This is a genomic window from Streptomyces sp. SS8 (assembly GCF_054072955.1).
In genome coordinates, this window is the sequence record NZ_JBSVCZ010000025.1 from 80,579 (window position 1) to 96,198 (window position 15,620).

The 15,620-nt window shown below is 72.1% G+C and carries 11 protein-coding genes and 1 pseudogene; 3 read left to right on the forward strand and 9 right to left on the reverse strand.

Annotation, left to right across the window (positions count from 1 at the left end; genetic code table 11):
• Nucleotides 1–409: 409 nt before the first annotated feature.
• Together ACW69E_RS22225 and ACW69E_RS22230 are read left to right on the forward strand one after the other, a co-directional pair.
• A complete protein-coding gene (locus ACW69E_RS22225) occupies nt 410–1,618 on the forward strand; it encodes an RNA-guided endonuclease InsQ/TnpB family protein (RefSeq protein WP_457500040.1) in 1,209 nt (402 codons plus the stop codon).
• A 38-nt stretch (nt 1,619–1,656) separates the two neighbouring features.
• Nucleotides 1,657–1,911 (forward strand): annotated as a pseudogene (locus ACW69E_RS22230) (alpha/beta fold hydrolase); the annotation flags it as partial.
• A gap of 85 nt (nt 1,912–1,996) precedes the next feature.
• Here ACW69E_RS22230 and ACW69E_RS22235 read toward each other — a convergent pair.
• Nucleotides 1,997–2,437 (reverse strand): MarR family winged helix-turn-helix transcriptional regulator, encoded by a 441-nt coding sequence (locus ACW69E_RS22235; protein WP_457500041.1) that lies wholly within the window; start codon nt 2,435–2,437, stop codon nt 1,997–1,999.
• Between the two features lie 88 nt (nt 2,438–2,525).
• On the opposite strand from ACW69E_RS22235, the gene ACW69E_RS22240 reads away from it, so the two are divergent.
• Nucleotides 2,526–2,936, forward strand: a complete 411-nt coding sequence (locus ACW69E_RS22240) for a nuclear transport factor 2 family protein (RefSeq protein WP_457500042.1) — start codon at nt 2,526–2,528, stop codon at nt 2,934–2,936.
• 261 nt (nt 2,937–3,197) lie between these two features.
• Here the strand turns inward: ACW69E_RS22240 and ACW69E_RS22245 are convergent, their stop codons facing one another.
• The 8 genes from ACW69E_RS22245 to ACW69E_RS22280 form a co-directional block, all read right to left on the reverse strand.
• Nucleotides 3,198–3,671 carry a hypothetical protein gene (locus ACW69E_RS22245; RefSeq protein WP_457500043.1) on the reverse strand — a complete coding sequence of 158 codons (474 nt, stop codon included), beginning with the start codon at nt 3,669–3,671 and terminating at the stop codon, nt 3,198–3,200.
• Between the two features lie 23 nt (nt 3,672–3,694).
• Nucleotides 3,695–4,927, reverse strand: a complete 1,233-nt coding sequence (locus ACW69E_RS22250; RefSeq protein WP_457500044.1) for a cytochrome P450 — start codon at nt 4,925–4,927, stop codon at nt 3,695–3,697.
• A 32-nt stretch (nt 4,928–4,959) separates the two neighbouring features.
• Nucleotides 4,960–6,189, reverse strand: a complete 1,230-nt coding sequence (locus ACW69E_RS22255) for a cytochrome P450 family protein (RefSeq protein WP_457500045.1) — start codon at nt 6,187–6,189, stop codon at nt 4,960–4,962.
• 87 nt (nt 6,190–6,276) lie between these two features.
• Nucleotides 6,277–7,296 carry a lantibiotic dehydratase C-terminal domain-containing protein gene (locus ACW69E_RS22260; RefSeq protein WP_457500046.1) on the reverse strand — a complete coding sequence of 340 codons (1,020 nt, stop codon included), beginning with the start codon at nt 7,294–7,296 and terminating at the stop codon, nt 6,277–6,279.
• Complete coding sequence (locus tag ACW69E_RS22265; RefSeq protein ID WP_457500047.1) at nt 7,283–10,045, reverse strand: lantibiotic dehydratase; 2,763 nt, start codon at nt 10,043–10,045, stop codon at nt 7,283–7,285. Before ACW69E_RS22265 ends, ACW69E_RS22260 begins: the two co-directional genes overlap by 14 nt.
• The gene (locus tag ACW69E_RS22270) at nt 10,042–11,607 is read right to left on the reverse strand and encodes a hypothetical protein (RefSeq protein WP_457500048.1); all 1,566 of its coding nucleotides are present in this window, start codon (nt 11,605–11,607) and stop codon (nt 10,042–10,044) included. The genes ACW69E_RS22265 and ACW69E_RS22270 overlap by 4 nt, the downstream gene beginning before the upstream one ends.
• A 92-nt stretch (nt 11,608–11,699) precedes the next feature.
• Nucleotides 11,700–13,658: a TOMM precursor leader peptide-binding protein gene (locus ACW69E_RS22275; RefSeq protein ID WP_457500049.1), complete on the reverse strand. Its 1,959-nt coding sequence runs from the start codon at nt 13,656–13,658 to the stop codon at nt 11,700–11,702.
• Nucleotides 13,655–15,619 (reverse strand): hypothetical protein, encoded by a 1,965-nt coding sequence (locus ACW69E_RS22280; RefSeq protein WP_457500050.1) that lies wholly within the window; start codon nt 15,617–15,619, stop codon nt 13,655–13,657. Before ACW69E_RS22280 ends, ACW69E_RS22275 begins: the two co-directional genes overlap by 4 nt.
• Between the last annotated feature and the right edge of the window lies 1 nt (nt 15,620).

The following is a 15,620-nucleotide window of genomic DNA, read 5'->3' on the forward strand; positions in this document are numbered from 1 at the left end:
GCCGTCCCCCGGAGGACAGCGCCCACGATCACAGCATTCCACAGGAGACTGACAGGCGATCACCTCACCGGAAAAGCAGGCGAAGCACCTGCGGCACCCCCTGCGGAACTTGTCGGTACCCCGAACGGATCCGTCTCCGGGAACCACCGGACGCGGGCGACCGGCCGCGCCGGCACCCGTCGCCGGAACGACGCTTGCCGGACCGGCAAACGGGCTCGCCCTCCGGGCAGGATCCCCCCCCCATGATCGGAGCCGAGCCGCCGGAGGGCCGGAGAGGGCCGGCCCGCACCACGGCGGCGTCCCACGGCCCTTGAGGAGGCCCTATGCCGCAGCACGACGGGCGACACGGTGACGGACCGTACACATGTTCCGGTCGAGGTGGACGGGGCTGCTGGATAGCGTGGACGGCGTGCAGCTTCGGTACCGGTTCCGCCTCTACCCGAGCGCCGGCCAGCGCACGGCGCTGGCGCGGGCGTTCGGGTGCGCGCGGGTGGTCTACAACGACGCCCTCCGCGCTCGGGAGACCGCCCGCGCCGCCGGGCTGCCGCTCCCGAAAACCGGGGACCTGTCGAAGCGGTTGATCACCGAGGCCAAGCGCACCCCGGAACGGACCTGGCTCGCAGAGGTCTCCGCGGTCGTCCTCCAGCAATCGCTGCGCGACCTGGACACCGCGTACCGGAACTTCTTCGACGGCCTGGCGGGCAGGCGCCCGCGGATGGGCGCGCCCCGGTACAAGTCGAAGCGGGACACCCGGCAGGCCGTGCGGTTCACCGCGAACGCCCGCTGGTCGATCACCCCGGGCGGCAGGCTGCGTCTGCCGAAGATCGGCGACGTGCGGGTGAAGTGGTCCCGCGCACTGCCCTCCGCTCCGTCCACCGTGACGGTGATCAAAGACGCGGCGGACCGGTACTTCGCGTCGTTCATCGTGGAGACCGGCCCGGAGGAACTGCTGCCGGAGACGTCTCCGGAAGTGGGTATCGATCTCGGGCTCGGGCACTTCGCGGTCCTCTCCGACGGCCAAAAGATCGACAGCCCGCGGTTCCTGCGCCGGGCGGAGAAAAAGCTTCGTCGTGCGCAGCAGTCCCTCTCCCGCAAGGAGAAGGGCTCCCGGAACCGGGGCAAGGCCAGGATCCGTGTCGCACGGGCGCACGCGAAGGTCGCGGACGCGCGCCGCGAGTTCCATCACCGGCTCTCCACGAAGCTGATCCGCGAGAACCAAGCGGTCGCGGTGGAGGACCTGTGTGTGAAGGGACTCGTGCGTACCCGCCTGGCCAGGTCCGTGCACGATGCCGGATGGTCGGCGTTCGTAGCCATGCTGGAGTACAAGGCCGCCCGGTACGGGCGCACCTTTATCCGGATCGGCCGGTCCGAGCCCACGTCCCAGGTGTGCTCGGCCTGCGGCGTGAAGGACGGCCCCAAGCCCCTGCACATCCGTGTGTGGACCTGCCCGGCGTGCGGGGCGGTGCTGGACCGGGACGTCAACGCGGCGGTCAACGTCGCCCGGGCGGCTGGACTGGCCGTGTCAGCCCGTGGAGCGCTGGTAAGACGGGCACCCGTGCCCGCACCGCGCGGCGAAGCGGGAACCCACCCGACACCGCGGCCACGGGCGGCACGGTAGGCGGGGATCGCCGTCCATCAGGGCGGCGAGGATGTCAACGCAACATGGACCGCGACTGGGAGGACCTCGCCGCCTACGACGGCGCCCCCGTCACCCAGCCGTCGCTGTTCATCGGCGGCGGCCTGGACGCCTCCACGACCTGGCTGGCCGACGCGATCGAGGCGTACCCGGTCACGCTGCCCGGCCTGGTGGCCTCCCACATCCTCGACGGCTGCGGCCACTGGATCCAGCAGGAGCGGCCCGCCGAGGTCAACCGCCTGCTGACCGACTGGCTCGCCGCCCTGCCCGCCTGACCCGCACGCCCTGCCGTAGCTCCGCCCGCACCACCTGGGCGGCGCACCCGCGCGGCCGGACGCCGGACGGGTGGGGCGAGGGGGATCAGTGCGGTTCGTGGTGGGCGAGGACGCGGCCGAGCAGGCGGGTCAGGGTCTGCCGGTCCTCGGCCGACAGCGGCCCGAGCAGGTCGTCCTGCACCCGGTCGAGCACCTCGTCCATGTGCCGCAGTCGCCGCAGGCCCTCCTCGGTGAGCGTCACCCTGTTGCGCCGCCCGTGGCCCGGGTCCGGCGTCCGGTCGACGAAGCCCCGCCCGGCCAGTTCGCCGACGGCCGCCACGACATCGCTGCGGTCGACGCGGCACCGGCGGCCGAGTTCGGCCTGACTCGCGGGCCCGAACTCCTGGAGGGCGGCCAGGATGCGGTAGTGGTATCCGCGCGCCCCGGCGGCGGCGAATCCCTCGAATGCCAACCTGCGTGCGTGCACGGCCAGTTGGCTGATCAGCCAGCTCGGCTTCGTCGTCAGGCGCTCGGGGGGCTCGTCCATGGCGGCCACTCTAAATGGTGTTGGTCAAACCAACACACTGCCCTAGTGTTGGTCCCACCAACATTTGGTCTGCCGCAAGGGGGATGCCGTGTCCGACGCCACCCGGACCACCGACCGCATCGAGATCGCCGACCTGTTCGCCCGCCTGGCCAACCTGCTGGACGAACACCGCCACGACGACGCCCACACCGTCTACAGCGACGACGTCCTGGTGCGCGGGCCGCGCGGCGAGCTGCACGGTCTCGACGAGGTGACCGCCCTTCTGCGGCGGAGCCGGGTCGAGGGGGAGCACACCCAGCACGTGCACGGGGACGTGCTGGTGAGTGTGGACGGCGACCACGCCGAGGCCACCGCGAACCAGATCGTGTACTTCCACCGCGACGGCGAACCGCCCCACCGCACGAGCGGCCTGCGAGTGGCGGGCACCGCCGTGCGGACCCCGGCGGGCTGGCGGTTCGGCGCCATGCGGATCACGCTCGCCTGGATGCAGGAGAGCTGACGGGAGGGGACGGGCGCGGGCCTCCACCCGTGCAGAGCGGACAGGGGCGGAGGTCCACCGCATCGACCGCCCGGAACCGTGGGTACTCCGGGAGGGCGGGCGAGCCCCGGGTGCGCCCGCGCACACTCACCGGATGACTGCCCTGGCCTCGGGGAGGCCGAGGCGTTCAGCCGCCGCGGCTGGAGGTGCCGGAGTGGCCGATGCCGGCGTCGCCGTCCGACTTCGGCCAGTTCACCGTGGGGGCGTGGGCCGATGCGTCCCTCAGCTGACGGCCGGACGGCCGGCTGGGTTTTCCCCTGCCTGGATGAAGGCGTCGGTGCCGGGCGGCACGAACTCCTGCGGACGGGCCAACGGCTCGGGAGATCCCGGCTGGAAAGCCATCCCCACCCCGGCGGTCAGCGCGCCCACCAGGCTGTCCAGGCCCGTGGCCGCGGCCTCCACACCGAAGTAGCGGCGCTCGGTGGGGCGGTAGCCGATCAGCTCGAGCACATGCGACACCCCGGGCGGTCGGCCGTACGCGGCCTCCTGCGAGTCCCACAGGTAGACCGCGCCCCAGAGTTCTCCCTCCGAACCGGTCGAGGAGATCCACACCTTCTGCCGTAGGCCGGGAACCTTCTCATAGCTTTCGATCGCGTAGTCCCGCAGATAAGTGCGCAGGGAGCGGACCGTCTGCGAGGACCGCGACAGGTCCCACAGAATGATGGAGCAGTACAGGGACGCGTCCTGGTCGCTCATGTCGACTTCCTCTCGGTGGCCGGTCACCACTCCACCCGAAGTTCGCGCGGGTAGTGGTGGAAGAGGTTGCGGGTGAACTCGGTCTTCCAGGGATCGCCGGACAGGCGCAGTCCGGGGAACCGCGCGAGTAGCCGGGTGAAGCCCTCCTGGAGCTCAACCCGGGCCACGGACGCGCCCAGGCAGTAGTGCCCGCCCGCGCCGAAGGACAGGTGGTGGTGAGGCGCGCCGTGCGAGGGGGCGAACACCTCGGGCCGGTCAGTGCGCCGCTCGTCCCGGCCGGCCGAGTCCAGGGAGATCAGCACCGTCGCCCCGGGCGGCAGGGTGACATCGCCGAGCCGTACCTCCTCAGTGGTGTAGGTGGTGCCCGCGAAGCCGGTCCCGGCCTGGGCATAGCGCAGGATCTCCTCGACGGCGGCGGCCATCGAAACCGAGCCCGACCGCAGTCGCTCCAGCTCGACCGGGTGCTGGAAGAGGGCGAGCAGGCCGTTGGCGAACTGCACGGCGGTGGATTCGTATCCCGCGGTGGCCAGCAGGAAGACGGTGGAGACCAGTTCCTCATCGGTCATCGTCCCCGTGCCCTCCCGGCCCTCCCGGTCAGCGGAGAGCAGCAGCCCGATCAGTCCGGGCCCGGGCTCGGCACGCTCCCTGGCCACCAGCTCGGCGGCGACCTCGTACAGCGAGCGCATCGCCTCACCGAAGGCCGCGGTCGAAGGCGCGGCGCCGCGCAACCGGGTGGCCCAGCCCTGAAGCCGGTCGCTCAACTGCGGGGTCAGGTCGAAGAGCCCGGCGAGCACCCGGACCGGGATCCGGTAGGCGAAGTCCGAGACGAACTCGGCCGTACGGTCAGGGCGTACCGCTATCTCGTCCAGGGCCTCATCGACGATCTGCCCGATCCGTGGGCGCAGGGACTCGGCATGCTGCGGAGTGAGCACCGAGCCGAGCCGGGAGCGCCAGCGGGCGTGGGCGGCGGGGTCGGCCAGTTTGGCACCGAAGTCGAACTGTCCCGGGCCGGAGGCCGGTCCCGCACGGCGCTGCTCGCGCACCGCGTTCTGCCGGACCGGGCTACGGCTGAACCGCTCGTCGGTGAGGACGGTCCGGACGTCGTCGAAGCGGGTCACCAGCCAGGCGGAGGCGCCGCCGGGCAGGGTCACGGGAGCGACCGGCGCCTCTTTGCGGCGCCGGGCCAGCTCGGGCGGCTGGGTGAAGGGGCAGGCAAGCGGGAACGGATAGGCGTCGGTCTCCTGTGCGGTGTCCATCGGGCTGCTCCAGTGGTGGCGGGACGGCGGGGTCAGGGCAGGACGCGCAGCTCGCGCGGGTAGTAGGTGAAGAGGTTGCTGGTGAGCTCCACCGCGTCCAGGTCGCCGTCATGGCGCAGGCCAGGGAAGCGGGTCAGGGTGCGGGCGACCGCCTCCTGTATCTCCACCCGGGCCAGCGCCGCACCCAGGCAGTAGTGCGGTCCGTAGCCGAACGCCGTCTGCCGGTGCGCCTTTGCCCGGTTCAGGTCCAGGGTGTCGGCGTCCGTTCCGAATATCCGCTCGTCGCGGTTGGCCGAGGCCAACGAAACGAAGACGGTGGATCCGGCCGGGATCGTCACGCCGGACAGCTCGACTTCCTCGGTGGTGAACTTGGCGATGGCGTATCCGGTGCCCATCTGCGCGTAGCGCAGCAGCTCCTCGACCGCGCGGTCGATCCGCTCCGGGTGCTCGCGCAGAGCGCGCATCTGGTCGGGGTCGCGCAGGAGGGCGTAGAAGATGTTGCCCAGCTGCACGGCGGTGCTCTCATAGCCGGCCATGAGCAGCAGAATCACCGTGGAGACCAGTTCCTCGTTGGTGAGCCCTTCGGCGTCACCCTCCTCGTCGCGGAGGGTTATCAGGGTGCTCAGCAGGTCGTCGCCCAGGTCCTTCCGCTTGCGCACGATCAGGCCGACCGCATAGCGGCCGATCGACTGGAGCGCCTGCCCGAACTCGATGAAGGAGGACTGCATGTCGCGGCGCGTGAGCTGGGCCGCCAGCTCGGTGAACTCCGGGCGGGCAGCGTCCTCGATGCCCAGCAGGTCGCAGATCACGGTAATCGGCAGCCTGTAGGCGAAGTCCGCCATCAGGTCGAAGCCCTCGCCGCGGGCGTCCAGTTTACCGAGGAGGGCGTCGGTGTGCGCGGCGATCTCTTTGCGCATCGACTCGGCCTGTCGGGAGGTGAAGGCGCGGTTGACGATGCGACGCCAGCGGGTGTGGCCCGGGGGCTCGGAGATGGTGCCGCCGAAGTTGAACAGCGGGCTGTCGGCGTCGGCCTGGAAGCCCGTGTCCACGTGAGCGGCACCGTCCCGGTGGATCGACCGGCTGAACCGGGGGTCGGTCAGCGCGGCGCGTACATCTTCGTAGCGAGTGATCAGCCATGCCTCGTCACCGCTTTCGAGCCGGACCTTGGCCACCGGTTGGTGGCCGCGAAGCCAGCCGAACTCCTCGGGCATGGCGAAAGGGCAGTGCCGGGCGAAGGGATAGGTGCGGTCAGTGACGTCCATGAGTTCTCCTCACATGCAAGGCGAGCCGAGACGGAGCGAGCGAATCGAGCGCGGTGCGGCAAGCTGCCGGACCGGCGCCGGCGGGTTTCAGGGAGTGGGCGCGAGGTCGGCGTAGGCGCCGAGCCGTTCGCGCCGGGTGGCCCGGACCCGGTCCAGCAGGTCCGCCGCGGGGGGAAGCCCGGCGTATTCGCTGATCACGTGGTGTCCGAGCCAACCGAGAAAGGACTCCTGCTCAGGGATCAGCCCGAGCCGGTTGTTGTGCGTGTGCAGATAGCTCACCAGTAGAATCTGCCGCCGCCGCGCCACAGGCGCGTCGTTGCCCCCCAGGGTGACCGCGGGCAGCACCGTGTCGGCGGATTCGGCCAGCTCACGCCATGCGGTGCCCACCGCCCGGCCGAACGGATCGGTCGGCTCCCGGTCGGACTGGTCAAGCACCGTGACCGCGTGCCGGCCGACGGACTCCCGGCGCGCGCGCAGCAGCTCGGGCCAGTCCGCCAGGAACCGGTCGAAGACATAGGGCGACCAGAGCACGCAGTAGTGGGCGAAGAAGCCAGCCATCTCGGCCGGGGTGAGCCGGGCGGCGCACAGCCCACGCAGCATGGTGGAGAAGGCGACGCCGAGCCGCCTCCCGGAGCCGCCGGGAAGGCGGGCCAGCGTGGCCAGCGCCACATCGCTGCTTGCGACGAAGAAGCGCTCCGCGATGGCCACGCCGAGGTTGCCTCCGTACTTCTCCAACTCGGGTGTGTAGGTGGCGTGGTGTACCGAATCGGACGGCAGCACCTCGCTCGCCGTCTCCGCTTCCAGTGCGGCCATGGTGGCCTGTGCGGGACCGAACTCCTCGGCGTCGAGGCCTGTGCCGGCGGGGTGGCGGGCCAGATGGGCGACGAGGGCATCGGCCACATCCTGCGCCGTCTTCAGGGAGGTCCGCAGACGCAGCCTGATGTGGTGGCCGCCCTGCCAGTAGCGCAGAAAGAAGAACTCCTCCACCGCGCCCGAGGCGCGCAGCGGCGTCAGCACCGGGGCGAGGCCGTTGACCAGGAAGCCGTCCTGGTCCTCGTAGCGGTGGATGTGCAGGCTCTGCCAGGCGGCGGCCTCAGTCCTGGGCACGGTGGTCCTCCTCAACGTGCGGATGGGCGGAGCGGCGGGAGGAGAGCGTGTACTCCAGAAAGAACTCCTCCGCGCTCCGCGGCGGGTGTGTCGCGGAGGTGTCGGCGGGCGACGGCAGGCACTCGTGGAAGACCACGGTCCCGTCGGCGGCCTCGGTCAACTGCCGGGCGAGTACTTGGAGCAGAAAGGGGTTACGGGAGTCGAGGTAGTGCGGCTTGTGCAGTCGGGCGCTGCGGGCTTGAAGGGCCCACCGGCGGGTCTCCTCCAGTACGTCCCCGGACCCGTCGCCGGGTGGCGGAGCGGAGATCAGATGGAAGAAACAGTGGCGCGGTACGCCGTGCGCTCGGCGCCAGCGGTCGAAGCGGGCCAGCATCTCGGTGTCCCACTCCCCGCCGCCGGCGGGTTCTGGGATGTCCTGGGCCGGGAAGCTCCAGGAAGCCCGGTCCAGCACCAGGCCACCCAGTCGCACCCGCGGGCGCCGCTGGGGTCCGGGCGGGACGGGCCGGCCCGACCTGGCGTCCGCACGGGCCAACTGCTCCCACAGGCCACCGCGGTAGGTACGGGTGGGAGCGAAGGCGCACAGAAAGCGGTACAGGCCGGGCGCCGCCGCCGGGTAAAGGAAGTTCAGTGGCACCAGGTCCACCGGTTCGCCGTCCCGCGCGGAGACGAGCTGGAGCCGGCGCCGACGGTGGTCGGCACGGACGAACAGGTCTGCCAGCGTCAGCGGCTCCGACGGTGAGCCAGGGCGGGCAATGGACCCGGGGTAGACCAGCTCATGAGGGCTGAGCCGGGGGTGCAGGTTGAAGTTGAGGCCGAGAACGGCGGTGAGATCGGTCTGCCGCGGCGCATTCCAGGTGATCCACCGGCGCAGCGCGCCGGCGAGGCTCCAGCCCTCCGGACCGGCGGTTGCCAGCAGTTCGCAGAAGCGGGAGAAGAACACGCCCTGGCCGGTGGTGACTCCGTTGACGACGGCCAGCCGCTCGCTCGCCTCGGTGGCGATCTGCACCCGGTAGGCCGCCGAGCGCCAGGGCGGCAGGGAAGCGGGCAGGCGGTCGGCGAAGGCGCGCAGCCGGGCGGCGTCCAGCCGTACCTCACCATCCCGGCCGGCGGCGGCGCGCAGCTCGTCGAGGAGTTCCGCACGCAACTCGCGCAGCCGGTCGCAGTGCGCGTCGCCCTGCCCCGTCGCCACCGCCGCGGCTTCGTTCGGCGTGAGTTCGGCGAAGGCCCGGTAGAACTCGATGGCCGGAACCGGACCCTCATCGCCGCCGTACAGCCGGGCGAAGTACGTGTACAGGCCGGCCTTCTCGATGGACGCGTCGTCCAGCACAGGCACGATCCGCTGGAAGAGCTCCAGGGAGGCCCACTCGCCGTCGACCAGCGCGGTCGGGTCGTCGTGCGGCGGCTCTTGGGTCCCGACATCCTCGAAGACCACCGAACGCATCGCCTCCGGTGCGGGTGTGGGGGCGCCGCACAACTCGACGAAGCGGGCGACCTGCTCCCGCACCTCGGTCAGCAGGCCGGCGCGCTCGTCAGCGTCTGCGCCGACGAGGGTGTCCTCGATGGCCTGCAGCCGCGCAAAGATCTCCGCGCACTCGGAGGCCTGTGGCCCGGGCAGGGCGCGCAGCCGTGCGGCGACGGCCTGCGCCGGGCGCGGCTGCTGATCCGGCAGCCCGAGTCCGCGGTGGCACAGACCGGCCTCCACCAGCTTGTCCACGGTGCGGGCGGCGGTGTCCGGGGCGAGTCCGGCCGCCGTCAGGTGGTCGCGGAGGGCGCGCTCGGTCAGATCGCCGTCGGACAGCAGCCGGCGCAGCAGCCGGACCAGCTCGGTGTTCTTGGCCGAGACGACCTGGGCCGCCCCGAACGCGGAGGCGTCGGCGCCGTCCGGGGGCCGGCGGACGCACAGTACCCGGTCGCCGTGGGAGATCAGGGAGTTGTTGAGCCGGATCCGCATCAGGTCCTCGGAGCCCGCCAGGCGCCGCAGCTCGTAGCTCATCCACGACAGCAGGCCGACGCTCAGCCGGACCTGCGACGGGCGGCGCGCGGCCGAGTCGCCTACCGGTCCGCCGGCGCCCGGCCGGTCCCAGGGGCGGGCGCCGATCTCGGTGAAGGAGCCGAAGGGAGAGGGCTTGAACACCACCCGGTAGGCGAAGCTGGTGAGGGTGTTCTCCAGCCGGCGTCGTCTGCTGGGCTTACGGCCCGTCGCGTGAGGATCGGCTGCGTAGCCGCGCAGCGCGCGCCAGGTGGCCTCGTCGGAGAGCTGTACACCGCGTTGGAAGTCCTCGTGGGTCATGAGCGCGGCCAGTGCCGTGCGTCCGGCGTTCAGTTCGCCGGGGAGGGCGGCGGCGGCCTCGTCGAGCAGCCGGTCGCCTTCGGCGCGCTTCCGCAGCCAGGACTCCAGCAGCTCCCGGCACTCCGACGGGAGCCCGGCCAGGCTCGGGAGCGCGACCGGCGGCCGGTCGTTGTGAATGGTCCTGCGCAGCCGCAGCAGGTCGCGCCGCTCCGCTGCCGGCATTCCGGGGACGGCGGCGTAGAGGGTGTCCTCCAGACGGCCGCGTAACTCTTCACGCGCCTGGGCGCAGCGATCGGCACGGTCCAGTAACTCCCAGGTGTGCTGGGGGACGAGCCCGTCCAGGGACGCGGGTGTGAGGGTGCCGCGCCGGAAGAGGAGGTAGGGGCTGAACCCCTCGCCATCGGCCTCCGGCAGCCGCTGCCGCCGCTCGGTGTCTGTCAGCTGCTCGGTTCCGGTCACCGTTGTGAAATTCCCATCTCCCAATGCGGGTCCGTGCGCACTGCGCCGACACATATCTGCCCCTGTACGCCGTGGCCGCTGTCCACCAGCCGGTACGCCCGGTCGATGAGGTCCGCGTCGAATCCGAGGACCGGATGGCCACAGAGCCTTTCGGCGGCGGCGGCCAGGGTGATCGCCTCCATGGCGGCCCCCACCGCGAGTTGCTGCTCCCGGTACGCCACCGGCCCCCGCCACGCCCGCCAGTCCAGCGGAGTGCTGACATGCACCGTGAAGGCGGCGAGTTCCGGGTTGAAGGAGGCGGCGAAGAGCGCCTTGCGGACGGTGACCGCGCAGCGCGGATCGGCGTCCGCGCCGGTGCGGAGCAGGCTCTGCTCCTCCGGTTGGTAGCGGTACCAGCCCGGCGCCACGCCGGACACCCGGTGAACCGCGCAGTGCAGCCGGGTGCGTGCGGCCCAGTGCGCGGCCGGCCCGGATCCGGTGCGGGCGAGCCCGCTGAGCGCATCCGCGGCGGTGTGCAGCACGGTCGACAGAGCGGCGCACTCCACCTCCACCCCGGTGAACCGCGCACCCCGGGAGGCACGCCGGGCCAGTACGGCGGGGTCGAGCAGCGCCGGGCGGCGAGGGGCGGCCAGGGGCACGGGTTCCAGGGGCGGTAGTAGAGGCGGTTCGCTGCCGACCGCCGGAGCGGGCGGGACGGAGGGCTGCTGGCAGGCACGCTGCAACCGGTCGAAGGCGGCTGAGCGCTTGATCCGGCGGGACCGCTCCAGGGCCCGCGGGGGCGCAGGTACGGAGGCCGGGGGGGCCGCGCCGCGGTGGCCGGCCGGCGGGCCGAACCCGAGGACCGCCCAGGGGACCTCCCGCGCTTCCTCGGTGGCCGCGATCCCGAGGCATTCGGCGACGGCCGCTCCGAGGAAGCCGGTGCGCAGCCGGACGGGGCCCGGTTCGGCCTCGGCGAGCCGCAGGACCCGGCCCAGCACCACACCGGCGTCCACGGCGGCGAGCCGGGCGGTGAAGTCGCCGTACTTGTAGAAGCTCTTCCAGAAGCGGGTGGCGAGTACCACGAGGTGCCCTGTGGGCTCGTCCTCGGCCAACCCCAGGGTCCGGCGGAGCAGGGCCGCAGCACCGGTGCGGCCAAGGCACACCAGCTCATGCCGGTACGGGCAGTAGTGGTGGACAAGGTCCTCCTCCGCCGGCACGACGTACGCCTCCGTGGGGTACATGCCGCCACCGGACGGGACGGGTCGGCGCATCTGGACGCGCGGCCCGTGGTGCGGCACCGGCGTTTCGGGTGTGGCCTGGATGCCACCGGCGGGATCGTTGCGTACCCTGCTGATCGCCAGGCTGCCGCTCAGCACCCGGTGGAGCGCGCTGAGCGGCCCGGCGGAGGTGGCGGACAGCGAAGTGCGCCGGCCCCCGCTGTACACCGTGACGGGCCAGGGGCCATCGGCCCAGTCCACCCGCCAGTCGGGCGGGTTGGCTCCGCGGGGATCGCGCCGCAGCCCCTCGGTGTACGCATAGAGCTCGTCATTGGTGATGGGCTCGGGCACGGTGGGCTGTGCCATGGTTCGATCCCCTCCAACTTCTCGTTCTCGGTGGGCTGGACAGGCCACAGGGACGGGGCCGCCGGCGCGGCGCGGGCCTCCGCCGTGGGACGTCATGGGAAGGGGTGCGGGATGGCGCCGATCGGCGCGTCCGGGTCAGGCTGGGCGGCGTACGGAAGCGATGTGCCCTCGGTGAGCCGAGGCAGTTCCGCCGTACGGCGATTGCGGTGGCCGAAGGTCATCGGCAGCAGGCCGGGCACCAACACCCGTACGCAGCACACGCCGTGGTGCCGCAGTTCGGGCATCGTCTGGTCGACCACCAGCACATCCATCCCCTCGTCCAGGACACCGGCCAACGCGGTGTGCAAGTCGGCCCGCAGGTCGTCCTGGTCCGACCGCAGGGTGCCCGGGATCTCCGCGAGCGGCAGCCGTCCGCCGGCCGTGGCGGGTCGGTCGAGGAGGAAGGCGTAGCGGTCGCGGGCCTCGGGGAGAGCTCCGACCGCCGAGTGGTCCTCCATGCGGCGCATCAGGTCCGGTTCCGTCAGCATCCGCAGCGCTGCCCCGCGGTTGCGCTGGTAGGAGTCCCGGGTGGCGAGAATGGTGCCGACCAGTTCGTGCAGGCCCCCGGTCACGGCCTGCACCGGATCGGGATGGGCGCCGCCTCCCGCGAACGTCCGCGGGCCGTCGTCCCGGGAGTTCTCCGCCGTCAGGACGTAGGCCGGCATGCCGTATTCCATGGTCGCGTTGAAGCAGCGGAAGCGGAAACCGGTGAACAGTCCCGACTTGGCCAATAGTTGGTCCAGCCGCGGGTCAGCGCCCTCCAACTGCACCTCGGGAAGTGCGAGACGTCGGTACCAGGTAAGCAGAAAGGCATCGCGCTCGGCCAGTTCGCGCAGCCCGTGCAGGACCGCCTCCTCGGTGCAGCTGCCCAGGGCGCAGCCGTTGGAGGTGTCGTAGAAGAACGAGACCTCGGCGTCGTGGCGCGGCCCCCAGAAGGCCGCTCGCTCCGGCACGAGGATTGGACCGTCCTGCTGGAAGGAGTAGGCCTGCACCCAGTCGACGACGGTGTCCGGGTGGAACTCCTGGTAGCGGAACCCCTCGAGCTGATGGCTCTCCGGCGGATGGGTGCCCAGCGAAGGCGGATACAGCGCGCGGTCCGCGACTTCCGCGTAGCTGGCGCGCACCGGAGCTGCCCGGCCGCCGCGCTGCAGCCCCGCGTACCGTTCCAGTCCTTCCAGCACGGCGACGGCCCGGCTGGAGCGGTAGTCCCGAGCGCGGCCTATGGCCGGCTCCCGGCGCCCCCAGCGGGACGGCAGTTCAACGGAGCATGCCCCGAACGGGCTTTGCAGGTCCTGGCGCACCTCCTTGAACAGCCCGAGGCCCGGGAAGAGCAGCTGCCGGCACAGGCGGTCCAGGTCGAGCCGCCCGGTGCGCAGCACCGCTGGGTCGGGCTTGGTGACCGGAACGTCGCGGGGGGTCAGCTCGGGCATCGTGTCCGTGCTGATCGCGCCGCAGCCGGGGCAGGTCGAGTCGGCCAGCAGCGGCTGGTGCTCCACTGAGCCGGCGGTACCGTCCACCACGACCACCTGTCGGTCCGTGGCCGTGTCACCCAGGGGTGTGTCCTGGGACAGCAGGGCCCGCACATAGTGCTCGATGATGCCGAGCACCCCCGGCCCCCAGGTCCGCACATCGGGGGCGTGAGGCAGGGACTCCGCGAGATCGTCTCCGTCCAGGCCGGGGCCGAAGGGAGTGTTGGCGGTACGGGTCACCAGGCAGCGTGGGCAGCCCTGTGTGCCCGGTGTCCACAGCGGCCCGAGGTACGCCAGGGAGCGCCAGGTGCCCACGAACAGCAGTCGCCTGCCCATAACCAGGCTCTCCACCATGGTGTCCTGGTAGTCGCCGAGCTCGCCGAGCTCGGCCACCAGCACGGTGATGTCCTGCTGTCCACGAGTGGGCGGGGGCGGCACCGGAGCGACGGCGAACCGGTTGGCCAGGTGGTGGGCGAGGTAGCCCTCGCCCACCACCGCTGGCCCGGAGGCGGCATGCTCGGTGAGGGTGGTCGGCAGGGTCATCGGGAGACCTCCTCGGATGCCAGGGCGACCACCCGCAACGTGGCGCCCCCGCCGGATCCGCTGTCCGGGGCGGACCGGAGGAACGGCAGCAGCTCGGTGACCTCGTGCGCGGCAAGGTCGGCGGCCTCCGTCTGAGCCCAGGTACGGACGGGAGGAGCGAGAAACGCGACATGCTCCAGGTCCCGCGGCCCCAAGCCGGACGTCGTACGCGCGGCCACGGCGCGGGCCAGCGCATGGGCGAGCGCCTGATCCCGGTGCGTGCCGACGCCGGTCGCGGTGGCGCCGTCGGCGGTGGTGATGCGGGCCCGTACGGTGCCGTGCGCCGGCTTCTCCAGCTCGCCGGCGCGCCACCGGGCGCCGGTACCGAGGCTGTCCAGCGTCTGGGCGAGGAACGCGAGGACGGTCCCCTCGGCCGGTCGCTCCTCCGGTCCGGCAGCCTCATGCGGTGTCCCGGCCGGCGCGTCCAGCGCGGCGTGCAGCCGGGCCCGGAACCGGGCCTCGGCCAGCGACCATCCGGCGCCGAACCGGTACCGGGCGGCGTCCCGCTCTGCCGGCCAGGTCAGTTCCGCGACCCGGGTGGCCAGCTGTTCCATGGCGAACAGCACGGCTTGGTTGCGCGCCTCGCGCGGCGAGAGCGCCCTGCAGATCACGCGCAGCGCAGCGGGCCGGTCCGCGTCGCCGGCCGGATGCACCACCCGGCATGAGCTGGCCGACAGCGGAAGCTGGCTCAGGTCGCCCTCGCCCAGCGCGAGCAGCGGTCCGGTCAGGGGGTCGGTCAGGCCGGCGGCGGTCACGACGATGCGGTCGGAGACGGCGACACGCTCCGGAGGGTCCTCGGGCATGGGTATGTCCGGGCGCACCGCCGTCTCCGGCACGGCGGTCTCCCCGGCCCTCTCCTCATCACCGGACGCGGCCGGCTGCGTGAGGGCGACGGCCTCGCGGCCGTGGTGCGGACAGCACGGGTGCTGGTAGACGGTGTGGTGCCGTACGACCGGGGCCAGCGGCTCCACCGTCGTCACCGACTCGGCGTCGGGCATCCGGACGTCGGCCAGCAGGGCGAACACCTGCTGTGCCAGTTGCAGCGCGCCCACAGTGGCAGGAGCGGTGGAGAGCGCCAGCCCTGCGGTGTCCCCGTTGGCGGGGACACCGATGGACCGATACACGCACTCCCAGCACCACGACGCGTCGGCCAGCGGCGGCACGGCCGTGGTGAACGGCCCGCAGTGGCCGAGGACGCCGACCGGGATGCCGCGCGAGCGCAGCAGGCGCTGCACCCGGCCGAGAGCGGCCGGGGTGACGTCATCGCAGGCGAGCAGGACCACATCGGCGCCGGCGCAGGCCGGGTGGTCGTCGAGGCTCTCCAGCGGATCGCCGTCGGTGGAGTGCAGCCGCCAGCGATAGCCGCTGTCGGGCACCTGGGCCGACTGCTTGGCGGTATCCGCGTCCTCCTTCCCGGTGACCACGTCCAGTCGGGCGATGCCGGACTCGCGCAGGGCGTCGAGCATGGCGTGCAGAGCGATGCCCTGGCCGGCGCAGACCACGCGCCGGGTCCGCACCTGGCGCAGCCGGGTCACCGGACGGTCGGCGTGGTGCTCCAGAAAGGCGAGGTGGGTGGCGTATCGCTCGCGCATCCAGTCCGGAACCGGCTCGGCGGGATGGCTGACCTCCTTGATGAAGCCGTTGTGCAGCAGCACGCGGATGAGGCGCAGCACCGAACTGCGTGCGTTCTCGGAGAGGTCGCCGTAGATGTCGGCCAGGCTGCGCTCTCCGTCCAGGTTGCTGAAGAGGGAACTGACCAGCTGGTAGGCCCCCTGGCCGCGGACGGAGAACGAGCCGGTGTTGTTGCCCAGCCAGACGCCGTCGTCCTGGCGGACGTAGAACGCGTCGGCGCGGACCCGGTAGGTGCTGTCCAGGCCCTGCTGGACAGCGTTGGTGACGTGGGGGGAGTTGTCGTCAGCCATG